Genomic DNA, 23,696 nt, shown 5'->3' with positions numbered 1-23,696 from the left:
AGTATTTATATGAAAAAGATTTTTGTAAAGGAACCGGAAAAGGAACTGCCGGTCCGGTTTGAAACCGATGTTCTCGTTGTTGGAGGTGGCCCTTCAGGGCTGATGGCCGCCATGGCGGCAGCCGGCGAAGGAATGCGTGTAACGCTGATCGACAGCCGCAGTTTTGTAGGCGGCAACATGACCATCGGTTTGCCGGTTCTTGGTTTCCTTGGGCAGAAAGGAAATCAGATCATCAAAGGCCTGCCGCAGCAATTTATAGATCGCCTGGCCGCCAGGAAGGGTGCCAGCGAACACCGGCCATGCCCGCTTCACATGAGTCTTACACTTGTGGAGCCGGAAGCTGTGAAAACGGTCGGATTGGAAATGCTGAACGAATACGGTGTACAGGTTCTGCTGTATGTCTTTTTTGCAGGCGTGGTCAAAGAAGGCAATACGGTCAAAGGCGTGATCATAGAAAGTAAATCAGGACGTGAGGTGATCCTGGCTCGAACCGTGATAGATTGTACAGGCGATGCCGACGTGGCCTACCGCGCAGGCGTACCAACCGAGCAGGGAAATGAACACGGCGGGGTGCAACCGCCCACCCTCATGTTTTGCCTGGGTGGGGTTGATACTGAAAAACTGCGCCTTAGCATTGCAGAAGAACCGCGCACTTACCTCACAGATTTTATTCCGAACGAATACTTCGGGCAGAATAACCAGTTTATTGTAGTCGGGTTGCGTTCGCTCATCCAGAAAGCACAGCAGGATGGACTTGAACTGCCAACCGAACGCACCATCGTGATTACTGGGCTTCGGGAAGGGGAGGTCTGGGTAAACATGACTCGGGTAAACGGTGTTGACGGGACCAATCCCGAGAGTCTTTCATTCGGGGAAATGGAAGGAAGGCGGCAGATCAACGACATCCAGAAATACCTGATCAAGTACGTTCCGGGTTTTGAGAGCGCCTACTTCAGCAAAATGGCGCCTTTTATCGGCATTCGGGAGACCCGGCGCATTGTAGGGAAGTACGTGATGACGGCCGATGATGTGCTTGGCTGTGCGCATTTCGACGATGCTGTAGCGGTGGCCAGTTACCCACTTGACCTGCATCACCCGGTAGGGGGAGGTTGTACGCTGCAGTGGTGTGGTGACTGTTATGACATCCCGTACCGCTCGCTCGTTCCATTGGCAGCAGAGAACCTGCTGGTTGCAGGCCGTTGTATCTCGACCACGCACGAAGCCATGTCGGCCATCCGGGTAATGGCGCCCTGCATGGCCATGGGTGAAGCGGCCGGCCGCGCGGCACGGCTGGCCCTGAAAAAAGGCGTAACACCTTCGGCCATTAATGTTTCTGAACTCCAGGCCGAACTGCGCGCGCATGGTGCCTATCTCCGTGAGCCTGCTGCAGGGGTTTTAAGCTAAAGCATATGAAAATACAAGAGCACCATCTGACACGGAGAAATTTTATCGGCGGAATTAGCGCCCTGGCCGCCGCCCTGCCGCTCGCGCAACTGCCTTTCGGGGCAGCTGCCTTCCCGGGAGGAGCCGTGAGGCGGGCACACCGCACCATGACCTGCAATATCCGCGTGGCACTGGCCGAAGACGATGCACAGGGGCTGGGCTGGAATCACCGCAAAGACGCCTGCCTGAAAATTATTGCGCGGCAGCAGCCCGACCTGGTGGGTTTCCAGGAGGTTTTAAAGGTTCAGGCAGATGACATCAGGCACTATTTTAAAGAATATGCGCTGATTGGTTTCGACGGTCCGGAAATGGATGCCCATGCCGGCGAACCCTACTTCGGCATTGCCAAAAACCCGGTTATGTACCGCAAATCCAGGTATGAACTCCTTGCTGCGGGTACCTATTGGCTGTCTGAAACGCCGCTTGTTGCCGGCAGCAGCTCGTGGGGAACAGCCCGTGCCAGGCACGTAAACTGGGTCCGGCTGCGCGACAAGTCAACCGGCCGGGACTTTCGCCTCGTGAATACGCACCTGGATCACAAATCGCAGCCGGCCCGCGAAAAACAAATCGCCTTGCTGCTCGCTGAGTGCGGCGAATACCAGGCCGATTACCCGCAAGTGCTAACCGGCGACTTCAATGCGCGCAGCAGCAATGCTGTTTACAGCTTGCTCGAAAAGTCTGGCTGGCTTGATACGCATAAACAGCTTCATCCCGCATCAAAAGCCTTTACTGTTCATGGCTTCAGGGGAAAGGCGTATCCCGAAACGCTTGAACCCGGTAAAACACCAGGAAAAATCGATTTTATATTTTTCCGCGGGCCTGTCGTGCCCTTGAGTTCGGCAATTATTGATGAGCAGCTGAACGGTCACTATCCCAGCGACCATTTTTTTGTGTCTGCAGATCTGCGGCTGGATGCCTATGAAACTCCAAAAGGCAAATAAATGAATATTTGAAGTCATCTAAACCGTTTTTGCTTTAATTATATTTTATTTTGTTATAATTGCTTATACAAACCAAACCTAAACCGAATACAAACGAACCAAAATGGAAGCAACACAAGTTGCCGGGCACTCGGCATTAGACCGGATCGGCATACCTAAAAATCTTGCCTGGGGCTATCTGGGTATCCTCATCTTTATGATGGGCGACGGGGTTGAGCAGGGCTGGCTGAGTCCGTACCTGATCGAGCGTGGCATGACGATACAGCAAAGCGCTTCACTGTTCACTGTTTATGGAATTACGATTGCCATATCATCCTGGTTCTCGGGCGTTCTGGCCGAAGGTTTCGGCCCTAAGAAAACCATGCTGATGGGCCTGATCCTGTATGTTCTCGGCACAGTTGGTTTTGTGGCCTACGGTATGCCCGACTTGAATTTCGGCATGATGCTGATCACATATGCCATACGCGGGTTCGGTTATCCGCTATTTGCTTATTCATTCCTGGTTTGGATCACGTACCGGAGTCCGCAGCGAAAACTGGGTACAGCCGTGGGCTGGTTCTGGTTTGTTTTTACAGGCGGACTGAACGTATTCGGCGCTTATTACTCCAGCTGGGCCATACAAAACCTCGGCTACCTGAACACCCTATGGAGCTCAATTTTCTGGGTAGCAGTCGGCGCATTTTTCGCACTGGTGCTTAACAAGGATAAATTTGTTCCCGTTACAGGCGGCAGCAAGGCAGAAGAGCTGGCAAAAGGGCTGACCATCATCCGTGAGGAACCGAAAGTGCTGCTTGGCGGTATTGTACGGATCATCAACACCACAGCGCAATTTGCCTTCCCGGTTTTTCTGCCCACTTATATGGCCGCACACGGCTTTTCGACGACCGAGTGGCTGCAGATTTGGGGCACTATTTTCACAGCGAACATTGCCTTCAACCTCATCTTTGGTTTTGTGGGCGATCGCCTGGGGTGGCGCAACACGGTCATGTGGTTTGGCGGTGTAGGATGCGGCCTGACCACGCTGCTTTTTTATTACGCACCAGAGGTTTTTGGCGTCAGTTTCTGGGCGGTGATGTTTTGCGGCATCCTGTGGGGAGCCCTGCTGGCAGGTTATGTGCCGCTTTCTGCGCTGGTCCCATCGCTCGTTAAAAAAGACAAGGGTGCCGCCATGGCCATTTTGAACCTGGGCGCAGGCCTGGCCGTATTTGCCGGGCCGGCGATTGTGGGTTTGTTTATCGGTTCTGTTGGCAATGAGGGCGTTGTCTGGATCCTTGCCGGCCTGTACTTTCTGAGCGCCCTGTTGACCCGCTTTATTCATTTGCCGGATGGGGCCCGGACGGCCTTCTCGACCGAAACACCGCCGCTGGCCAGCCGACATCAGTAAGATAATTAAGAATAGCATATATACGATACATGAGAATACTTATCACCGCTCCGTACAACCAGGACGGGCAAAAGGAGCTGAGCGGAATTGCAGAAGTGGTTTACCGTTCATGGAAACCGCAGGGCCGGGCTTACAACGAGGAAGAACTGATGGCGCTGCTGGAAGAGACGGCAGCCGATGCGCTGATCACAGAACATGACCACGTTACGGCCAGGGTTATCGAAGCTTTTCCTGCCCTGCGTTTTATCGGCGTTTGCCGCGGCACCCCGTCGAACGTTGCGCTCGATGCGGCCGCGCGCCTGGGCATACCGGTGTTTCATACACCCGCCCGCAATGCCCAGGCTGTTGCAGAGCTGTTCGTAGCAAACGTCATTACGCTGCTTCGCAAAACAATTCCGGCCAGGCAGTGGCTGGTAGACGGCCGTTGGGACGAGGGTGCACATACTTCTTACCTGGAGTTTAAGGGTAACGAACTGGCAGGCAAATCTGTTGGCCTGGTTGGTTTCGGCGCCATTGGCCGTCGCATTGCCTCCATGCTTGAGAACTTTCCCTGCACCATTCACTTTTACGACCCTTATGTGACCGAATACAACCAGCGATACCGTCGTATGGAACTTGATGAATTGTTCAGCGAAAGTGATATTGTGTCTATTCACCTGCCTGTAACCAACGATACCCGGGGCATGATTGACGGTTCGCTGATTTCACTAATGAAAAAAGACGCCATATTCGTGAACACTGCCCGGGCGGCCGTTGTAAAACGTGATGGTCTGCTTGAGGCGATCGAGAACGGCAGGATTCGTGGTGCGATCCTGGATGTATTTGACCACGAACCGCCCGATGAGACTGATTACCGCCTGATCCGCCATCCGAACGTACTTGCTACGCCGCACACGGCAGGCGCGACAGACGAGGTTGAGGATCACCATGTGTCGATCATGAATGCACAGGTCTTAAAACATTTTGCTGCAAGCGCAGAACCCATCCAAACTAAATAAGACATGGCAAAACAAGCAGCATACCTGGTTATCGATATCGGCACGGGCAATGTCCGCGTTGCCGTCGCTACTCCCGAAGGTGCATTACTCGCCGTTGAACGGGCCGATGTGATTTACCACAAAGACGAACTGTATCCCGAGGCGCTCTATTTTGAACCCGGGGTGCTCTGGCAGCAAATTGTGCAGTTAAGCCGTACAGCGCTGGCGGCCTGCGGTGATGCAGCCATACAGGCGGTAACCGCTTCTTCACAGCGGGAAGGCATTGTGCTGACAGGCGAGAATGGCAAACTTCTTATCGGTCTGCCCAACCATGACCACCGGGGCCGTGAATGGGAAGGGCAGGTGAACGGCAAGGACCATATCTATGAACTGACCGGGCGCTACCCCTCATCGCTGTTTTCAGCACTGAAGCTTGTTGGGATCCGCGAACGCAGACCGGAGCTATTCAGCGCCTGCCGCAGCGTGATGAGCATCAGCGACTGGGCGCAGTACATGCTGTGCGGCATTGCCGGCTATGAGCATGCGCAGGCCTCAGAAACCCAGTTGTACGACATAGCGGGAAAGTGCTGGTCTGAAGAGCTGTGTGCTGCATTTGGTGTTCCGCAGCACATGTTGCCGGAGCTGCAACAGTCAGGCACCATCCAAGGCCGGGTATTGCCCCACATTGCGGCACAATTCGGCATTCCCGATTCGGCGAGTGTTGTAGTGGGCGGCGCCGATACGCAGCTGGCCATGCAGAGCACCAGGCCGGGAACAGGCGACATCGTCATTGTATCCGGAACGACCACGCCGATTGTGCGGATTACAGACAGTTATGTGGTCGACAGCCAGCAGCGCACCTGGTCAGGCAGACATACTGAAGAAAATAAATTTGTGCTCGAAGCCAATGCAGGGGTAACCGGCCTGAATTATCAGCGGCTGAAAGAGATATTTTATCCAAACGAAGACTATGATGTGATCGAGGCTGAGCTAAGCCGGACCGAACCTGCGCAATGCGTGGCATCGCTCGGTTCTCTGATCGCAGAAGAACATGCGCCGCTTACGCGCGGCGGCTTTCTGTTCAGCACACCGGTAAGTCACGAGTTAACGCGGGCCAATTTTGTGCGTGCAACGCTGTGGGATATTGCCTGCTGTATCAAAGAAAACTTTGACTGCCTGCTCGACGTAGCACCCTACGAACAAGATTACATATGGGCCTGCGGCGGCGGGTTTCAGAGCACGCTTATGCGGCAGTTCGTGGCCGATATGACAGGCAGGACGGTCCGTATACGCCAAAACTACCGGCAGGCCTCGGTAGCAGGCGGAGTCGTTAACTGTAACCTGGCCTTAGGACGCGACAGCGAGGTTGGCGGCGGGGCCGAATCGGTACAGCCGCGCGGCGATGCGCAGGTGAGGGCTTATTATGAGCAATGGAAAGCAACCCGCGAGGATCTGAAAAGCCTGTATGTTAAACCCGGACATTCAACATGGCAGCCTGCATGAAGAAACCATTCTTTATCGGTATAGACATTGGTACCCAGGGGCTGCGTATCCTGGCAGTGGATATAACGGGAACCGAACTTGGCGCCACTGAAGAGACGTTTCCGCTGAGCGAGGACCTCAGGCGCGAGCAGGACCCCTTGCTGTGGTGGACGGCCTTGAGGCGGTCTATGAAAAACCTGATCGCTTCGGTTGGCAGCGCCGGGCTGTCAGGCATTTCGGTCACATCGACTTCCGGTACGGTGATCCCGCTCGACGCTGCCGGCAACCCGCTTTACCCGGCAATTATGTACAGTGATACTCGGCAAAACGAGGAAGCAGCATATTGCCGGCAACTGGCTGCCGGATCGGGCGAAAAAGCCTTCGTGGTCTTCAACAGCTCGTGCGGGCTTCCTAAAATGCTGTGGTTCGTCAAAAATCATCCCGGTCAGGCCCGGCACATCCGTTATTGGGCGCATGCAGCCGATTTTATCGTTGGCCGCCTCAGCGGACGGTATGGCGTGTCAGATTATACCAATGTATTGAAGTCAGGATATGACGTTGCCAATATGCGCTGGCCGGAATGGATCACTGCCGGCTTGCCGGTAAAACAGGAATGGTTTCCGGAAGTGCTGCCTCCCGGCGGAATAGCCGGGCAGCTTGACCAGCACTTAAAAACTGAATTCGGTATTGAACAGGACGTTCCCGTGGCGGCAGGCATGACCGATGGCTGTGCCTCGCAGGTTGCCTCAGGTGCAGTGAAACCCGGACAATGGAACAGCACCATTGGGACGACCCTTGTTCTGAAAGGCATTACCACTTCTGTTGTTGATGATCCTCAGGGCCGGCTGTACTCGCACCGGCACCCTGAAGGATACTGGATGCCGGGGGGCGCTGCCAATATCGGCTCTGATTGGGTACGCAGTGAATTCCCGGGGACCGACCTTGATGTATTGACTGCTGCGGCCGTGGCGAAAGTCCCTACCGGGCAGTTTTCCTATCCTTTGATGCAGCAGGGTGAGCGATTCCCGTTTATTGCACCGCAGGCGCGCGGATTCGAGCCGGCCGGGCTTGACGAGGCAACGCGGTTTGCTGCGAAAATGGAGGGCCTGGCTTATGTGGAACGGTACGCTTTTGAGCTTGCGGCAGCGCTTTCGGGCGAGAAGGCAGAAGCAGTTTACAGCGCCGGCGGCGGAAGCAACAACCCACTTTGGTTGCAGATCAGGAGCAATGTGCTTAATTTGCCCCTGCACAAAATGGAGAACGTAACCGGAGCCCTGGGTGCGGCCATCCTTGCCGCATCGGCCACATATTTTGGCAGCCTGACCGAAGCGGCAGAAGCCATGACCTCGATTGAACAGACCGTCCTTCCGCAGCCGGAGCAGACGCGGCAGTACGAAACATCATACCTGGAATTTATTGGTCTCCTCAAAGAAAAAGGATACCTGGAAAACGAAACGAACTATGCTTGAAGTTTACCTGCTGCGCCATGGCGAAACCGCCTACAACGCACAAGGCAATAAATATTGCGGCCGTACCGATATCGGTCTTACAGAAAAGGGGCTGCAGCAGGCGCAAGCTGTGCGGGAGCAGCTTGCGGGCGTGCAGTTTGATGCCATTTTTTCATCGCCCCTGCAGCGGGCTTACCGGACGGCACAGACAGCCTCCGGCCAACCCGACGCCGTTCAGATCGAACCACGGCTTATCGAAGCCGATTTCGGCTCCTGGGAGGGAAAAACCAAGGAAGAATTTATCCCTGAAAACCCGGGCCTCTGGCAGGACTGGAGCAACGATCCGGGCAACACCAGGGCAGGTGGCACAGGCGAAACGGCGCTCGAACTGGTGTCGCGCATCGACGCTTTTTTTCTTGAACTGGTGCAGCGTTTTCCTGATGGCCGTGTAATGGTCGTTGCACACAACGGCGCCAACCGGCTTTTTATGGCTTATAAACTCGGAATGCCCCTCAAAAATTACCGTAAAATTGTCCAGGAAAATTCATCGGTTACCCTGCTCGAAATTGACAGCGCCGGCGAACTGACCCTAAAAAAGTTAAACAGCAAAATCTAGCGACAGTGATGAAATACCAACTCAAAACAGGCCTGCTGCTCGCGGCACTGCTTGCCTGCGGGCAATTGGCCAGCGCGCAGCAAAAAATGCATACGCTGAAGATTAAAAGCAGTAAAGATGCGCGGCGTTTCTTTAAGTACGAAGGCGACGGAACCATCCTCATCAGCGGGCACCGTGGCGGTATGGTCAAAGGCTTCCCCGAAAATTCAATTGAAACTTTCGAGAACACCCTGCGGCATACCCCGGCCTACTACGAGATCGATCCGCGCCTGACAAAAGACAGCATTCCTGTTCTCATGCACGATGCTACGCTGGAGCGGACCACCACAGGAAGGGGAAAACTGTCTTCATACACCCTGGCTGAGGTCAAACAACTGCAGCTGAAAGATCCTGAGGGCAACATTACGCCCTTCCGTGTGCCTACACTTGAAGAAGCGATTGTTTGGGCCAAAGGCAAAACACTGATCAACCTGGACAAAAAAGACCTGCCGATGGAGAAAACCGCTGCCATGATTGATAAGCACAAGGCCTGGGGCTGGGTGATGCTCACCGTGCACAATGCAGAACAGGCGCGCTTTTATTACGATAAAAGTAAGGAGGCAATATTTTCTGCACACATTCTCAATAAAAAGTCTTTCGAAGCGTATGACCGCTCGGGTGTGCCATGGAAGAATTTTATGGCCTATGTTGGACCGAAACCGACTCCAGAAAACCTGGAAATATGCAAATGGCTGCATGAGCGCGGTGTCATGGTCATGATCGGCACTGGGCCCAGCGCCGATAAATTGCCCGACCCCGAAGCCAGGAAAGCCGGCTACCAGGAAGTGGTGCGGGCAGGGTTTGACATCATCGAGTCTGACCTGCCAATAGAAGTTGCCGCAGCCGTACGCCCGCTTCAGCCCAGGAAAAGTAAAAAGGCCAGGTTTTTTAATTAGGCACCTTCCCTGATGCGCCTGAAAAACTCGGTCCGATAGGTTTCGCCCACAGGAATGCTGTTGTCTCCAATGTAAACGGCATTCCCGTCAACCATCCGGATTTTCCCGAAAGGGACAATGTACGATTTGTGAATACGCATAAACAACTGTGCCGGCAGTTGCGCTTCGAACTCGCGCAGCGATTGATAGGTAATGAGTCGCTGCGTTGCCGTGTAAACGGAGACATAGTTTTTTAAACCTTCCAGGTAAAGGATATCAGTCAGCTCAACACGTATAAACTTGTTCTTGTTGTCTCCTTTAATAAACAGATAGTCGGCGCCTGGCTGTGCAGACTGCTGTGCAGGAGCGGGTTGTTGGGGCAGGGCTGGCTCGAGGTGCTGGCTGGCCTTCAGGGCACTCCGGTAAAAGCGTTCGTAGGGAACCGGTTTCAGCAGGTAGTCGATCACATCCAGGTCAAAGCCGTCGAGGGCATATTCGGGATAAGCGGTCGTCAGGATGACCTTGCATTTGCCGCCGCAGATCTTAAGAAACTGGATACCCGTAAGCTCGGGCATCTGGATGTCAAGAAACACGAGGTCAATTTCGCCTGCCTGCACCAGGCGGAGCGCCTCGAACGGATCGCTGGTTACGCCCGCCAACTGCAAAAAGGGCGTTTTCGCAATATAGCCGGCAATTATTTCGGCTGCATACATTTCATCATCTACGGCAAGGCAACGGATCATCTTCTGGGCTTTGATACAAATTTAACTCAATCAAGGTGGATAACCAGTGTAACCTTATAGGTCTGGCCATTGTTCGAGATCAGCAGGTCATGCCGGTCAGGATAGATGAGGTCGAGCCGCCGTTGAATATTGGCCAGGCCGATACCACTGGAGTGATCTTTCTGCGCATGGCTGATCTTATTGCTGACGCTGAATTCAAGTCGTCTGGCTACGATCTTCAGGATAATCCTGACCGGTTTTTCGGGGTCGCGGACCACGCCGTGTTTGAAGGCGTTTTCCACGAAGGGGATCAGCAGCAGCGAAGCGATTCTCTGACCGGCTATTCCCGACTGCTCAAACCGGACGTAAAAATCAGGTTCAAAGCGCATTTTAAATAATTCAATATAACTCTCCAGGTAAGCGATTTCCTGCGAAACCGGCAGCAAACCGTCCGGGCTTGTATTCAGTGTGTACCGCATCAGGTCAGACATGCGCAGTACCGCGTTGGACAGCCTGTCTGATACCGGAAGGGCAAGTGAATACATGTAGTTCATCGTATTGTACAAAAAGTGCGGATTGATCTGCGATTTGAGAAAGGCCAATTCGGCCTTTTTTGCTTCTTCCCGGAGCCTGCTGTTGTTTTTCTCACTTTTAAAGCTGTGTTGCACACCCCACACTGCGCCGGCCAGCACGATAAAAGATGTCCCGTAATACAGGTTGTCAACAAAGTAGTACCAGAGCGGGGTGTCCTTGCTGTAATTGTGAAACCCAAAAACCTTCAGGTAAAAAACCTCTTCGATCAGATAACGCACCAACACAAAGACGCCCATGGCTATGATAAGTCCGGCGGTGAGTCGCAGTACCCGGTTCTTTTTTAGGAGTCCGGGGAACACCCAGAGGTAACAGATGTAAAACTCGATAATCTGTACGGTGGTCATCGACAACTGGAAAGCCAGGTCTGAAAAGCGAACCTCTTTTTTAAGCAGGTATTCGCCATAGCCGTAAAGCAGGAGCAGGGTCCAGCACGCGAGGTGAATTAAAATTGCAGCAGATTTTTTCATTCCGGTTTTTTGGATCTTAAAAGATCTGGCCGAAACTACAAAAAAGCCGCCTGATGCCTGAAATTGTTATCCGAACGGGCCGGTAATTTATCCCAGCAGGTCTTTTTTTGCTCCAATTGGCTTATGGTTCTGAATGCGGTGTTCGGATAATATTCTGCAGGGTTCAGATCATAATTTTTACCGGTTTTGCCGGTATCTGCAATTTTGAGCCAGATCAAACAAGCAATAAATATTCAAAACATGAAAAGACTTATAAAACCCCTCATACTTACCTTTGTCCTGTGCACGACGCTGTTAATGGCAAACGCACAGCAGCTGGAAATTATGGTGGTGGGCAGCTCGCACGACAATCCTGCCGGTTCAGAAGATTTCAACGCAGTGGTTTCGCGGCTAAAGACATTCAAACCAGACATGGTGTTCGGCGAGTATGTGCCTCCGCGACAGCTGGAAGAACTGGCGCCCGAAAATTGGGCCAGGCGGGCGTTTGCAAAAGGAAAAAGCTTTATGGAACGGCAGTTTCCTGAAAAAATAAACGACCTGGATCGCCGTATTGCGAGGGCAAAGCGATCACTGGCCAAACGCCCGGACCAGAACCGGCTGCGCATGGATCTGGCATCGTGGTACGCCCGGACAAACGACCGCGCCAATACGGAATATCAGGTTTGGGTTATTGAGCAGGCAAGAAAAAAAACATTTACGGCGGCAGACCAGGCCTATTACAATGCGCATTTCCTGAACCAGGATTCGTTAAAAAATGTTCGGTTGTACAGGCCGGCCAGCGAATACAGCACCATCTTTTTTCCGCTTATCAGTGAGCTCGGCCTCGATGGCATTGGCAGCATGGATTGTCAGAAATTTGATCCGGCCTGGTCAAAAGCCTGGGCTGAAACGGCTGCCGATATTCGGGCCCTTGCAAAACTGGCCAAGGCAGACAGCGCCTCGCAGGCCGCGGCAACGGTGCGCGCAATCGAAGCATTTGGCGAGTTCACGCCAGAAGACAAAAGAAAAATGAGCAAGTCTGCCTACGTAAACATGAATACTGATCGTTATGCGGAGTTAAACGACGCCTGGAATTTTTATGGCGGCAGACCGGCTCTTGTGCTTCCTGGTTTTCCTGCAGAAAAGGCCCGGCGCATGTATGCTGAGTGGACCAACCGGAACGAAGGCATGTGCGCCAATTTGCTGGAGCAGACACGCGCGGCAGGCGCCAGGCGGGTTGTTGTAGCGGTCGGTGCGGCGCATCGCAAAATCATGGCCGATATCCTGGCCAGGCACAAGGATGTAAAAGTGGTCAGTTATAATGATTTTTAATAACATACTGCAGACTGTGCCCGGGTTTTGTACGAAAAGTGCAGCCCGGGCGTTTTTGTTTCAGGCTGCCATGACAACCGCAAGCGTTGCAACACCACCGCCGTGGGTACGGTTATTGCTGAATGCCTGCAAACTCCTGCCATATAAATGATGCTGACCAGAATCCAGACCACATTTTTAGTTTTTGTTCTTTTTGTTTTTTCTTCCTGTTCTTCCGTTTACATGCCGAATGTACCCAACACCCCAATGCTGAGCAGCCAGGGGGAGTTAAGCGCGGGCGGCCATGTTTCCCTCAAAGGCAATGTGAGCGTGAATGCGGCCTACGCAGCGGGCAACCACCTCGGCATTTTGCTAAACGGTTCGATCATGAACAACCGGGGCAGCAAACGGGAATTTAACCATAACCTGATCGAGGCCGGTGCGGGGTACTTTACGCCCTTCGGCGAAGGCGACAGGCAAATTTTCGAAGTTTATGCCGGTTTTGGCCGGGGAAGCAGCCTGACAACGCGCAAAGAAGCAACGCCGACAGGCGTTACGGTGACCGAGCAACAGGATGTCGGTTTCAGAAAATACTTTATGCAGGTGAATTACAGCGCAAAAGATAAGGATGGTTTTCAACTCTTCGGAAAAAAGATTGAACTGAATTATGGAACGGCTTTGCGGTTGAGTTACGTGGACATGAACAGGTTCCTGCTCAACAACCAGGCGCATGCACCTGAAGACAACATCTTTTTTGAGCCTGTATTTTTTACCCGGACCGCGCTTAGCAAAAATGTGCAGCTGCAATACACCGGCAGTACAAACCTTGGCTTGCGCAACCGAAAATATTTAACCGCAGGCAATTCCATTTTTACGCTCGGCATTGTAGTAAACGTTGGCGGCAACAGGCCCTGAGCGCCACGCGTTATTTCAAAAGCTGGTAGGCAACCAGGGCCGCTGCATAGGCCAGGGCGGTCATGTATAGCAGCTGTATAACCGGCCATTTCCAGCCTTTTGTTTCGCGGTAAACCACAGCAAACGTACTCATGCACTGCATGGCAAAAGCATAGAACAGCATGAGCGATACACCTGTGGCAAACGTATAGACAGGCAGCCCAGTTACTGAATTCTTCGAAGCGGCCATGCGGCTGCCCAGCGTTGCCGAATCATCTTCACCGCCATCAACACTGTAGATCGTTGCCATGGTGCCAACAAAGGCCTCGCGGGCAGCGAACGAGGTGATCAGGGCAATACCGATCTTCCAGTCATAACCCAGGGGGCGGATAACCGGCTCGATGGCATGTCCCAGTATACCCACGTACGAATTTTCGAGTTTCTCGGTAGCCATCAGGGTTTGTATGTGCGTCGAATCGGCGCCAGGCCTGGCAAGCTGGGTTTCGTATTTCGAGGTAATGCGGTCAAAACGGTTTCCCGGCCCGAACGAAGCCAGCACCCACAGAACGATCGATATGGCAACGATGACTTTACCTGCTTCGAGAACGAAGGTCTTAGACTTTTCATACATGGTGAGCAGGACATTGCGCCAGCGTGGCGCCCGGTAAACCGGCAGTTCCATAATCAGATAAGAGCGTTCCCTGACCCGGATCAGCATTTTCATAACCCAGGCAACAAGCACGGCAGCAACGATACTTGCCAGGTACAGCAGCATAAGCGCCAGGCCCTGGGAGTTGAAGAAGCCAAAATAACGTTGTTCTGGCACCACCAGCGAAATAAGCAGGGTATAAACCGGTAGCCGGGCAGAGCAACTGACCAATGGCGTAACCATAATGGTGATCATGCGGTCTTTCCAGTTTTCTATGTTTCTCGCTGCCATGATAGAGGGCACGGCACAGGCCAGGCCACCGATCATGGGAACGACCGATTTGCCGTTCAACCCAACCTTACGCATCAGTTTATCCATCATGAAGGTTACGCGGCTCATGTAACCGCTGTCTTCCAGCACAGAAATGAATGCAAATAAAATTGCAATCTGTGGAATGAAAACAAGGATACCGCCCAGGCCGGCCAGAACGCCATCTATGAGCAGGTCTGTGAGCATGCCCGGCGGCAGGTAGGTATGCCCGGCTTCAGAAAGCCAGCCAAAGCTGCCCTCGATCAGGTCCATCGGTGTGCTTGACCACGCAAAAATGGCGTTAAATATAAAAAAGAGAATGCCGATGAAGATCAGGAATCCCCAGACTCTATGGGTAAGTATGCGGTCTACCTTGTTTGTAAAAGCAAACTGGTCGTGGCTGGGTTTGTTCTCGACCGTGGCCGACAAGACATGATTAATGAAGCGGTAGCGGTTAATCGTCTCGGCGGTTTGCAGTGAGCCGGATTCAAATTTTTCTTCACGGATGATTGTTCGCAGGCCTTCTACATGCTGTTTTTCCAGAAAAGATACCTGGTCTTCGCGGTGCAGCAGCTGCAGGGCATAATAATCGTTTTCGGCCCCAACCAGCGCTTTTACCCGTGCTACTGCCGGCATACACATAAATTCTTCGGCCTTTAGGACCGTTTTCTGAGTGGCCACCGGGGTGCAATGCTGGATCGCTTTTTTCAGTTCTTCTATGCCTTTGTTGCGCCTGGCCGATATCGGTACGACCTGCACACCCAGCATGTCTGCAAGCCGGTCTGTATTGATGCGCATGCCGGCGCGGTCGGCCATATCGATCATGTTCAACGCCAGGATAACCGGAAAGCCCAGGTCGGCTACCTGTGTAAACAGCAGCAGGTTTCTTTTCAGGTTGGTTGCATCGGCAATGACGACGATCACATCGGGGCCGCCTGAAGCGGCAAGCGTATCAAAAACAATATGTTCATCAAGGCTTTTGGGGTAAAGGCTATAGGTGCCGGGAAGGTCCATGACCTCTGCTACCCGACCATCATCAAACCGGATGGAACCCGTCTTTTTGTCGACGGTCACGCCAGGAAAATTACCCACTTTCTGGTTCATGCCCGTAAGCAGGTTGAAAAGAGTGGACTTACCCGTATTGGGGTTGCCGACCAGGGCAACCTTTAGCGATTTCTTCAAACCTATTGAATTAGAATAACTGCTGCTTCGCTTCGCCGAAGACACAACTGATAACCTGCCACCCGAATGGCAATGGGGTCGCCAAGGGGCGCAAAACGCTCCACCTCAACAACTTCGCCGGGAAGACAACCCATTTCCATTAGTTTTACAGACATATCTGCATCGCTGAATGAAACGATGGTAGCTTTTTCTCCGGGCCGCAGTTCTGAAAGATTCATGAGGCCGCAAGTTAGGCTTTATTTAAAACTATTCCAAATAAGGAAGTCAGAATACTGTCAGCAGAGCGTCTGCAAAGCCCGGTCTAGTTTCGCTGCCGGCCGCCTCCGCCCCGCATGCCACCGCCACTGCCCGGTTGCTGGTCGCGTGCCCCGCGGTCTCCACGCTCTCCACGCTCTCCACGCTCTCGGCGCTCTCCGCGTTGGCCTGGGCTGTCCGGCATGCGCCGGCGTGCACCGAACTGCCTGATCGTATAAGTAAAGGAAAACATGTAATACCGCTGCAGAACATTGTAACTGAGATCCTGGATGGTATTGTTGTTTGCCGTTCGGCTTATGCCCTGGTTCTGGTTCAGCGCATCGTTCACTGATGCACGGACGGTGCCCCGGCCATCAAAAAACTGTTTGCTGATGAAACCATTCAGCAAAGTAAATTCTCGGTCGAAATTCTCACCTCTTCCTGTGTTGGTGTTGTAATCGATATCCATGCCCAGCCGGATACTTCCCGGAAAAAGGTAACTGACATCTGCCGACGGGCTAAAGGTATAAAACCGCGTATCTGACCGAGGTTGTGCAGAATAGGTAGCGCGGTTGATCGCGCCGGAGAGCGATGCAGACAAGTCCAGTTTGTCGAGGCTTGTAACCAGGCGGTAGCCGTTCCTGAGCGACCAGCTGTTGGTTACATTACGCAATGAATTGGTAAAATTCACATCGCGGTCGTAGTTACCGCCAAGGTTGATATGAAAGTTGAGTTTGTTTTCAGGAAGCAGCGGCAGGCTAAGTGCTGTAGAAACCGAACCCGAATACACGCCGTTCACGTTAACCGGCGTAACGGCCAGCTTGCCCTGGTTGATGCCCGATGTAATCAGCGAGCTGCTGTTGGCAATGCGGTTGGACGTCTGCGTCAGGTTCAGGTTGATAAAAAGTGAACGGTTGCGCCCGCCGGTGAAAGCATTGTAGACCATACGCAGGTTGTTGTTGAACTCGGGCCGCAGGTCAGGATTGCCGACAGGGATACTTTGGGTATTCGTATTGTCTGGGATCGGCTGCAACTGGTTGATGTTTGGCTGATTGGTGCTTCCCCGGTAGTTGACAACCAGGCGTTTGCTGTTGCTGAAATTATACCTGAACAAGGCCGAAGGCGTATAGTTGAAAACGTTTTGTTTGAGTGTGGTATGGCGCGAAATGTTAATGTTGGTGCGGTCGCTGTTCTGCACGGCCAGGCCGGCGTTCCAGGTGAACTTTTTTCCGGTTTGGTTGAAACTGAATCCTGCTGCGTTGACCAGGATCGTGTTCTCGTACAGGTTAGTATAGGTCAGATCGATCAGGTCATACGCGCCCGACAATTCATTGTAATTGTAGGTATACCGTTCCGAGTTATTGTAATTGTAGCTGTTGCGGTAGTTGAACTCCAGGCTGAGTGTGCGCGACAGGGGTTCTGTGTACACCAGGCGGGAGGTATGGTTCAGCGAATAATTGTCGCGGTCATTGAGCTGGTTGGTGAGCCGGTCGGTGCCGCCATTCCCGCTAACTACCTCGTCTGCTATATAATTGTAGTTCTCTGAATCGTTCTGATTAATGCTGGTTTCGAGGTTCAGGGAAATGGTTCGCCCGCGGCGCATAAATTTGCGGCGCAGCAAAACGCTGTTATTTACCGACGGCGATGTGCCATCGTTTCGCAGTTCTTGCCGCCCACTGGTTACGTAACTGGAGTAATCGCGTGTATAAATGTTTTGATTATTGCTCTGATTGCTGGTGTAACTGAAGTTGGGCTGGATACGGATCGAGGTCAGTGAGTCAATTTTGGTATCGATCATGAAGCTGAGCCGGTGGTTAAGCCGTTCTGACCTGTTTTCCTGGCGGTTGTCAAAAATAGTTGTGATGTCGCCGAGCAGGTTCTGGGTCAGGCTGTTTTGAAGTCGGAGGTTGTTGCTGCTGTTAACAAAGTAACTCGCATTTATTTCGGTTTCATCATTGTAGGTATCGCCGAAGTTGATGCCGCCGGCATTCGTTCGCGTAATCCCAGGCCCTGACCTCCCGCCCCCCAGGCCGCCGCCGAAACCCTGCTTGTTGACGTTGTTCAACTGACCAAGCAGGGAAACCTGCCGCTTGTCGCTGAACCGGTTTACATTAATGTTCACATCATAACGTTCGTCGCTCCCGTAACCTGCCGTGTTGTTGCCAAAATAGCCGTTCTTCTTGCCTTTTTTTGTTGTAATGTTGATGATCTTAACCCGGTTGCCATCGTCAATGCCGGTAAACTTAGCCTGTTCAGACAGTTCGTCTATAACCTGGATCTTGTCAACCATATCGGCGGGCAGGTTTTTGGTGGCCAGCAGAGGGTCGTTGCCGAAAAATTCCTTGCCATCGACCTTTACGCGGGTCACCGTTTCGCCCTGGGCCTTAACAGTTCCCGCCTTGTCGACTTCCAGGCCGGGAAGTTTTTTGAGCAGGTCTTCAACTACGGCATTCTCTACTGTTTTGAACGAACTCGCGTTAAACTCGAGTGTATCTTTTTTTACCACGATGGGCGGCGCCTCTGACTTGATCTCGACCGTTTCCAGGTCAATACTGTTGTCGTCCATGAAGATATCACCCAGTTCCGCCGCCGGCTTATCCGCCTGAACGCTGAAGTCCCGGTTAATGGTTTTAAGGCCTACAAAAGCAATAAAAAGCCGGTAATTGCCAGGCTGCAGTTTAGTGAAAATAAATTTACCATCAGTACCGGTGGTGTTGGCGCCTACAATGCTGGAATCTTTGAGATTTTTAAGGGCGACGGAAGCAAAGTCGATTGGTTTTTTGTCTTTGCTGCTCATAACCCGGCCCGAAACGGCGCCTGTTTTATCCTGAGCATATAAAAGCGTTGTGCAAAGCAGGAGAAAAAGCGTAATGATTTTCTTCATTGGTTACATTTGGTGTTCTCAGTCTGACACGAAAAGCCGTTGAAGGTTTGGTTCGTGTCAGATTTTTGCCATGTAACAAATGAAATACAGAACGCTTACAGCCTGATCAGCCGGCGCCGGTGCCTATACTGTTTAATGCCCGCATAGAAGAGCAGAACCGCACAACAGATCAGGAACACGGGAAAAAGCCAGACGCCGCCAAGTTCATAACAAAGTCTTTCGATAGCATACATGCGGATGCTGCCGCCGGTCAATTCCCACTGCCGGAGGTCGTCGTAACGCAGCCAGGCCACTGCCACAAGCGCGGCAGCCAGCAGTCCCGAGAAGATCAGCGGAGGCCAGGCGCTTCGCGATGCTGCACCACTGTATTCGTAATCGGCATCGGTTGCACCATATTTGTCTTCGACCGGGTTTTTGTTGCTTTTCATAGAGGGAGAGTTACTTTTTATCGTGGTTGCGGGTAGCGCTCATGATGCTGCCCGGCATGTCATCTTTACTTTTCATGAGCCTGGAAAAGTAACCATACTTAACCATCGACTGATGCGAAATGGCGATGGGCTTGCCGTTGAATGCAGTGGTTTCTTTTTCGATTTCCTCCCAGAACCCATCGGTATAAGGATTGATGGGTTTTTCAGCTGTGCTGATGCGTGTTGCATTGCCTGCTACAACAAATACAGAATCTCCGGACCGACCGACAACCTTATAGAGGGCATAAACATCATTCGAGGCAGCAGCTGAGTTTTCATTGATTTTGACCATTTGCCCGCCGTCGTGGGCACGGTAGATATCGCCGGGAAGCGGTGCCGCAAGCAGGGCCTCTTTCTGTTGTTCGTTTGCTGCACGTTGTGCTTCGTGCCGCTTGCCGAAATACGTCACAGCGAGTATGACAAGCAGGAAGAACGCCGGTATCACGATCATTCCCCGCCACAGGCGTAACGGTGTACTGGTGGTGCTGCGGATCGATTTGTAGCGCTCCCTGAGGCTGCGGTCCCATTTCACACCCAGAATGCGGTCGCCACAGCGCTCGCACCAGGCAATGCCGAATTTGCCGGAAGGACACATCGGGCCGATCCACCAGACATAACGCTGTCGTACAGTGAGGTGGACACCGCCCTGTTGATTGCACATCGGGCATATAAGATCGGGACAAGCTTCAGTCTTGTGTTCGAGGGAGCGAATCTGGTAGATAAAGATCATAGGTTATGAGGTAATTTGAAGCTGCTGCCCCAAGTACACGGTTGCAGAGGCGCAGCTTTTCAGCAAACACGATTTTTTACCAAAGGCCATGCCACTAAATAGCACTGCTGTAAAACAAAAAAGGCCATCTGTTTCGGATGGCCTTAACCCTTGTCAGGAAGTCTTTAAAAACCTCCCCTGCGCATGCCGCCGCCCATGCCGGGCATACCCTGCTGCTGTGAATCATTATCAACTGTTCTGCCGCCAACCCGGTTCAGGTTGTAGGTAAAAGTGAGCATGTAAAAACGTTTAAGAACCAGAAAATTCGAATCTGTAATTGTACTGCTGGTCGATGTTCGGGTTACGCCCTGGTTCTGGTTCAGCGCATCATTAACCGACACCTTGAACGTGCCACGGTTTTTAAAAGCCTGTTTGCTCAGGTATGAGTTGACGATGGTATAGCGGTTATCAAAGCCAGGGCCGCGACCGGTGTTCTGGAAGTAATCGATATCCAAAGCAAGACGCACGTTGCCCGGAAACAGGTAGCTGATGTCAACCGTTGGATTTAGCGTATAGTATGTGTTGTTTTGGCCCGGTTGCGCAGAATAGGTGGAGCGGTTCAGTGTGCCCCTGATGCCGGCATTCACGTCAAACTTATCCATATTTGATACCAGGCTGTAGCCATTTGTGATTGACCAGGTGTTGGAAATGTTTTTGATGGCGGTATTGAAGTCCACATCGCGCTGATAATTTCCGTTGATGTTGATATTCAGGTTGAGTTTGTTGTTGGGAATGATCGGCAGCCCGAGATTGGCAAATGCATTACCGCTGTAAACACCGTCTACGTTAATGGTGCGCACGCGGATCTTGCCAAAATTGGTGTCTGCCGGGTTGGTTATCTGCACCCGTTCGCTGCTGAACGCATTGCTGGTTTGCGAGAGGTTAATAAAGGCGAACAGGGTGCGGAAACGCGTAAAATCAAAATTGTTGAACCGCAGGCGCAGGTTGTTGGTAAATGAAGGCCTCAGATCAGGGTTACCGACAGGCAGTGTAGTCGTGTTGGTGTTGTCTACAATGGGCTGAATCTGGTTGATACCCGGCTGCGAAGTGTTGCCACGGTAATCGATCTGCAGGCGTTTGCTGCGGCTAAAATTATAGCGGAACTGTGCGGTGGGTGTCAGGTTATAAAAATTCTGGTTGATCGTTGAATTCAATGTCTTATTGATGTTCTTGCGATCGGTATTCTGTACGGCAAGACCTAGGTTCCAGGTATACTTTTTCTGGATCACGTTGTAGCTCATACCCAGCGCGTTGGTGAGGGTCGTGTTCTCAAAAACGTTCGAGTAGGTTGTGTTCAGCAAATCATAAGACAAGGTGGCGGGGTTGTAATCGTAGGCATAACGCTCCGAAAGATCCTGGTTGTAGCCGTTTTGAAAGTTGAACTCCAGGCTGGCTACTTTGCTGAGCGGTTCTGTATAAACGACCCGGGCCGTGTTGCTCAGCGAATTGCTCTTGCTGTCGTTCAGCTGATCGGTTAGTTTCTGAAGGGTGGTTCCGTCAACGGTATTGTTGTCCAGGATATAATTGAAATTGTCGCCTGAATTGTCATTGATGTTGGTATTGATGTTCAGGGAAAGTGTGCGGCCGCGGCGCAGAAATTTCCTTCGGATGAGGATGTTGTTGCTAACAACCGGGGATGTTGAGTTGGAGGTAAGCCGCTGCTCGCCTACCGTATTCAGCGTATTGTAATTGCGCACATAGTTACTCAGGTTGCTGTTTTCATCGCGCGTAAAGCTGAGATTAGGCTGAATGCGGATGCTTGTCGCAGAATCGAGCCTGGTATCGATCAGGAAGTTAAAGCGGTGGTTCTCCCGCCCGGACGTGTTGTCTGACCGGTTGCGGAAGGTACTGGTGGCATTGCCCAGCAGATTGGTCTGCAGGGTATTCTGGTTATTAATAAAGTCGGTTTTATTGAAAAAATAGTTACCTGAAAGTTCCGTTCCGTCTTTGTAGAGGTCCTGGAAGTTCAGCCCGACGGCATTGGTCGTGGTTATGCCTGGCTGGTTTGCACCACCCCCGCCGCGTCCGCTGAACCGGATGCCTCCGCCGCCTCCGCCACCGAAACCGCCCATGTTACCAAAGTCTTGTTTGTTGACGTTGTTGAACTGGCCAACCAGCGTAATTTTCTGGTCATCATTGAACGTATTCACGAAAACTTTGCCGTCATACCGGTCGTCCTCACCATAACCGGCGTTTGCGTTTGCAAAATATCCTTTTTTCAAACCGTTCTTCGTGGTAATGTTGATGACCTTATTGCGGTTCCCATCGTCCACGCCGGTAAAGCGCGATTGTTCAGATTGCTCGTCGATGACCTGGATTTTGTCGATCAGCTCGGCAGGAATGTTGCGGGTAGCAATGAGTGGGTCGTTTCCGAAGAACTCCTTGCCGTCTACCTTGACTTTGGTCACCGTTTCGCCCTGTGCTTTGACGGTTCCGTCTTTGGCCACTTCGACCCCGGGCAGCTTTTTGAGCAGGTCTTCGGCAACTGCATTTTCCCTTACCTTAAACGATTTTGCATTGAACTCTACAGTATCTGTTTTTACAATGACCGGTGCGACTTCTCCTTTCACTTCGACCGTTTTCAGGTTTACACCATCCTGATCCATAACCACCTCGCCAATGTTTGCTGCGGGTTTATCGGCCGTCAGGCTAAAATCGCGGGTTGCTGTTTTTAGCCCCAGAAAAGCGATATACAGTTTATAGTTGCCCATGGCCAGGCTTTTGATGAGGAAAGTGCCATTGGTTTCGGTGGTGGTGGTGGCTACGACACTGGAGTCTTTAAGGTCCCTGACAACAACTGTTGCGAAATCTAGCGGGGTTTTGTCAGAGCCGTTGGTAACCTTGCCGGTTACAGAGCCGTTTTTTGACTGGGCCTGTGCCTGAAGGGTGGAGAGAATAATCAGGCATATAAAAAGCCCGGATGTTGTGAAGAACGTTTGTAGTAGTTTTTTCATCTTATAATATGATTCGCAAAATTATCTATCAGACTGCGAACCGGACAAATGGTTTGTTAATGAGGCTGGAAAGATGGGTAACAATTTAAATACACCTTGGCCGCGGATGCAGCATCAGTTGTGGTGGTGTGTGTCGGGCCGGGTCTGCTGACGAAGATGGGCGCGGTGCAGCAGGAGGTAACTGAACATACCCATGCCGATACCCAGGCAATCGCAAACGAGGTCCCACCAATCGGCCGACCGGTAAGTGAAGATCTTCCATTGCAGCACTTCGACGATGGCGCCGATGGCCGATGTAAGAAATGTGATTTTAAAAAGGGTGTAAATGCGGAGCGCAAGGTTCCGGTTTTCTACGATCTTGCCGTAAAGGACCAGGACTGTGAGGATAAAAAAGAAGCCGAGATGAACGAGTTTGTCGAAACCTTCAAAGAAAAAGCCGCCGGAACCGTCGTTCTCAAAGTGCCAGTTGCAAAGCACCAAAATAACAATGGTCCAAAGGATGGACCACTTCTGGTATTCCAGTGCCTTGCCAAAAGACATCGGTTAGGCGCCTACTAAGGTTTGGTAAGCGTCTGCTGAAAGCAGGGCGTCAACATCGGTCAGATCGCTGAGCGATACTTTAACCATCCAGCCTTGTCCGTAAGGGTCTGAATTAACCAGCTCAGGGTTGTTGTTCAGTTCGGCGTTCACCTCAAGTACGGTGCCGCTTACAGGCATGAACAGATCAGAAACGGTTTTAACAGCTTCAACGGTTCCGAAGACGGCTTCTTTGGCAACTTCTTCACCAACGGTATTGATGTCTACATAGACGATATCGCCAAGTTCGCGCTGCGCGAAATCGGTAATGCCGATGGTAGCTTCGTTTCCTTCAACCTTTACCCATTCGTGGTCTTTGGTATACTTCAGTTCTGAGGGGAAATTCATGTTTTTGATATTTTTGTCAAATGTACTCAATATGGGATAAAGAGTGAAACCGAAAAATTCTGCAGGGCCGACAATTGTTGACCAGAGGGGGAATTCGCCGGGATACAGTTCGAGTCCTGCAAAGTTGGTAACTTTTACAAAGTTACCAACTT

At 51.9% G+C, this 23,696-nt stretch carries 20 protein-coding genes; 10 read left to right on the top strand and 10 right to left on the bottom strand.

The window, feature by feature from the left end:
* Nucleotides 1–9: 9 nt before the first annotated feature.
* The 8 genes from C7T94_RS00595 (at nt 10) to C7T94_RS00560 (ending at nt 9,226) form a co-directional block, all read left to right on the top strand.
* Complete coding sequence (locus C7T94_RS00595) at nt 10–1,404, top strand: FAD-dependent oxidoreductase (protein ID WP_107212659.1); 1,395 nt, start codon at nt 10–12, stop codon at nt 1,402–1,404.
* Between the two features lie 5 nt (nt 1,405–1,409).
* Nucleotides 1,410–2,384, top strand: coding sequence for an endonuclease/exonuclease/phosphatase family protein (locus tag C7T94_RS00590; RefSeq protein WP_107212657.1), 975 nt, complete (start codon nt 1,410–1,412; stop codon nt 2,382–2,384).
* Nucleotides 2,385–2,487: 103 nt separating this feature from the next.
* Entirely contained in the window at nt 2,488–3,768 is a 1,281-nt protein-coding gene (locus C7T94_RS00585; RefSeq protein WP_107212655.1) for an MFS transporter, read from the top strand.
* Between the two features lie 29 nt (nt 3,769–3,797).
* Nucleotides 3,798–4,766, top strand: a complete 969-nt coding sequence (locus C7T94_RS00580; RefSeq protein WP_107212652.1) for a 2-hydroxyacid dehydrogenase — start codon at nt 3,798–3,800, stop codon at nt 4,764–4,766.
* Between the two features lie 3 nt (nt 4,767–4,769).
* On the top strand, nt 4,770–6,248 hold the full coding sequence (locus C7T94_RS00575) for an FGGY-family carbohydrate kinase (RefSeq protein ID WP_107212650.1): 1,479 nt from the start codon (nt 4,770–4,772) through the stop codon (nt 6,246–6,248).
* Nucleotides 6,245–7,696, top strand: a complete 1,452-nt coding sequence (locus C7T94_RS00570; RefSeq protein ID WP_107214598.1) for an FGGY-family carbohydrate kinase — start codon at nt 6,245–6,247, stop codon at nt 7,694–7,696. Before C7T94_RS00575 ends, C7T94_RS00570 begins: the two co-directional genes overlap by 4 nt.
* Entirely contained in the window at nt 7,689–8,291 is a 603-nt protein-coding gene (locus tag C7T94_RS00565) for a histidine phosphatase family protein (RefSeq protein ID WP_107212648.1), read from the top strand. Before C7T94_RS00570 ends, C7T94_RS00565 begins: the two co-directional genes overlap by 8 nt.
* An 8-nt stretch (nt 8,292–8,299) precedes the next feature.
* Nucleotides 8,300–9,226 carry a glycerophosphodiester phosphodiesterase family protein gene (locus tag C7T94_RS00560; RefSeq protein ID WP_107212646.1) on the top strand — a complete coding sequence of 309 codons (927 nt, stop codon included), beginning with the start codon at nt 8,300–8,302 and terminating at the stop codon, nt 9,224–9,226.
* Here C7T94_RS00560 and C7T94_RS00555 read toward each other — a convergent pair.
* Together C7T94_RS00555 and C7T94_RS00550 are read right to left on the bottom strand one after the other, a co-directional pair.
* Nucleotides 9,223–9,948: a LytR/AlgR family response regulator transcription factor gene (locus C7T94_RS00555; RefSeq protein ID WP_107212644.1), complete on the bottom strand. Its 726-nt coding sequence runs from the start codon at nt 9,946–9,948 to the stop codon at nt 9,223–9,225. The two genes, C7T94_RS00560 and C7T94_RS00555, sit on opposite strands and share 4 nt — an antisense overlap.
* 26 nt (nt 9,949–9,974) lie before the next feature.
* Nucleotides 9,975–10,988, bottom strand: coding sequence for a sensor histidine kinase (locus C7T94_RS00550; protein ID WP_107212642.1), 1,014 nt, complete (start codon nt 10,986–10,988; stop codon nt 9,975–9,977).
* Nucleotides 10,989–11,228: 240 nt separating this feature from the next.
* Here C7T94_RS00550 and C7T94_RS00540 point away from each other — a divergent pair, with 240 nt between their 5' ends.
* Complete coding sequence (locus C7T94_RS00540) at nt 11,229–12,299, top strand: DUF5694 domain-containing protein (protein ID WP_162618503.1); 1,071 nt, start codon at nt 11,229–11,231, stop codon at nt 12,297–12,299.
* Nucleotides 12,300–12,446: 147 nt separating this feature from the next.
* Nucleotides 12,447–13,193, top strand: coding sequence for a hypothetical protein (locus C7T94_RS00535; protein WP_239494891.1), 747 nt, complete (start codon nt 12,447–12,449; stop codon nt 13,191–13,193).
* Nucleotides 13,194–13,203: 10 nt separating this feature from the next.
* On the opposite strand, the gene feoB is transcribed toward C7T94_RS00535, so the two are convergent.
* The 8 genes from feoB to gcvH all read right to left on the bottom strand — a co-directional run bounded on the left by feoB (nt 13,204) and on the right by gcvH (nt 23,544).
* A complete protein-coding gene (gene feoB, locus C7T94_RS00530) occupies nt 13,204–15,312 on the bottom strand; it encodes a ferrous iron transport protein B (RefSeq protein ID WP_107212637.1) in 2,109 nt (702 codons plus the stop codon).
* 2 nt (nt 15,313–15,314) lie between these two features.
* Nucleotides 15,315–15,530, bottom strand: a complete 216-nt coding sequence (locus C7T94_RS00525; protein WP_107212635.1) for a FeoA family protein — start codon at nt 15,528–15,530, stop codon at nt 15,315–15,317.
* Nucleotides 15,531–15,613: 83 nt separating this feature from the next.
* Nucleotides 15,614–18,430, bottom strand: coding sequence for an outer membrane beta-barrel family protein (locus C7T94_RS00520; protein WP_107212633.1), 2,817 nt, complete (start codon nt 18,428–18,430; stop codon nt 15,614–15,616).
* Nucleotides 18,431–18,525: 95 nt separating this feature from the next.
* Nucleotides 18,526–18,858 carry a hypothetical protein gene (locus tag C7T94_RS00515; protein ID WP_107212631.1) on the bottom strand — a complete coding sequence of 111 codons (333 nt, stop codon included), beginning with the start codon at nt 18,856–18,858 and terminating at the stop codon, nt 18,526–18,528.
* A gap of 10 nt (nt 18,859–18,868) precedes the next feature.
* Nucleotides 18,869–19,627 (bottom strand): hypothetical protein, encoded by a 759-nt coding sequence (locus C7T94_RS00510; RefSeq protein WP_162618502.1) that lies wholly within the window; start codon nt 19,625–19,627, stop codon nt 18,869–18,871.
* A gap of 164 nt (nt 19,628–19,791) precedes the next feature.
* Nucleotides 19,792–22,620, bottom strand: a complete 2,829-nt coding sequence (locus C7T94_RS00505) for a TonB-dependent receptor (RefSeq protein ID WP_107212627.1) — start codon at nt 22,618–22,620, stop codon at nt 19,792–19,794.
* A 114-nt stretch (nt 22,621–22,734) separates the two neighbouring features.
* Nucleotides 22,735–23,160: a VanZ family protein gene (locus C7T94_RS00500; RefSeq protein ID WP_107212625.1), complete on the bottom strand. Its 426-nt coding sequence runs from the start codon at nt 23,158–23,160 to the stop codon at nt 22,735–22,737.
* Between the two features lie 3 nt (nt 23,161–23,163).
* Nucleotides 23,164–23,544, bottom strand: coding sequence for a glycine cleavage system protein GcvH (gcvH, locus tag C7T94_RS00495; RefSeq protein WP_107214596.1), 381 nt, complete (start codon nt 23,542–23,544; stop codon nt 23,164–23,166).
* Between the last annotated feature and the right edge of the window lie 152 nt (nt 23,545–23,696).

Origin of the sequence: Pedobacter yulinensis (assembly GCF_003029735.1) — a bacterium.
Classification (GTDB): domain Bacteria; phylum Bacteroidota; class Bacteroidia; order Sphingobacteriales; family Sphingobacteriaceae; genus Pedobacter; species Pedobacter yulinensis.
This window is presented reverse-complemented; position numbering and strand designations above follow the sequence as displayed.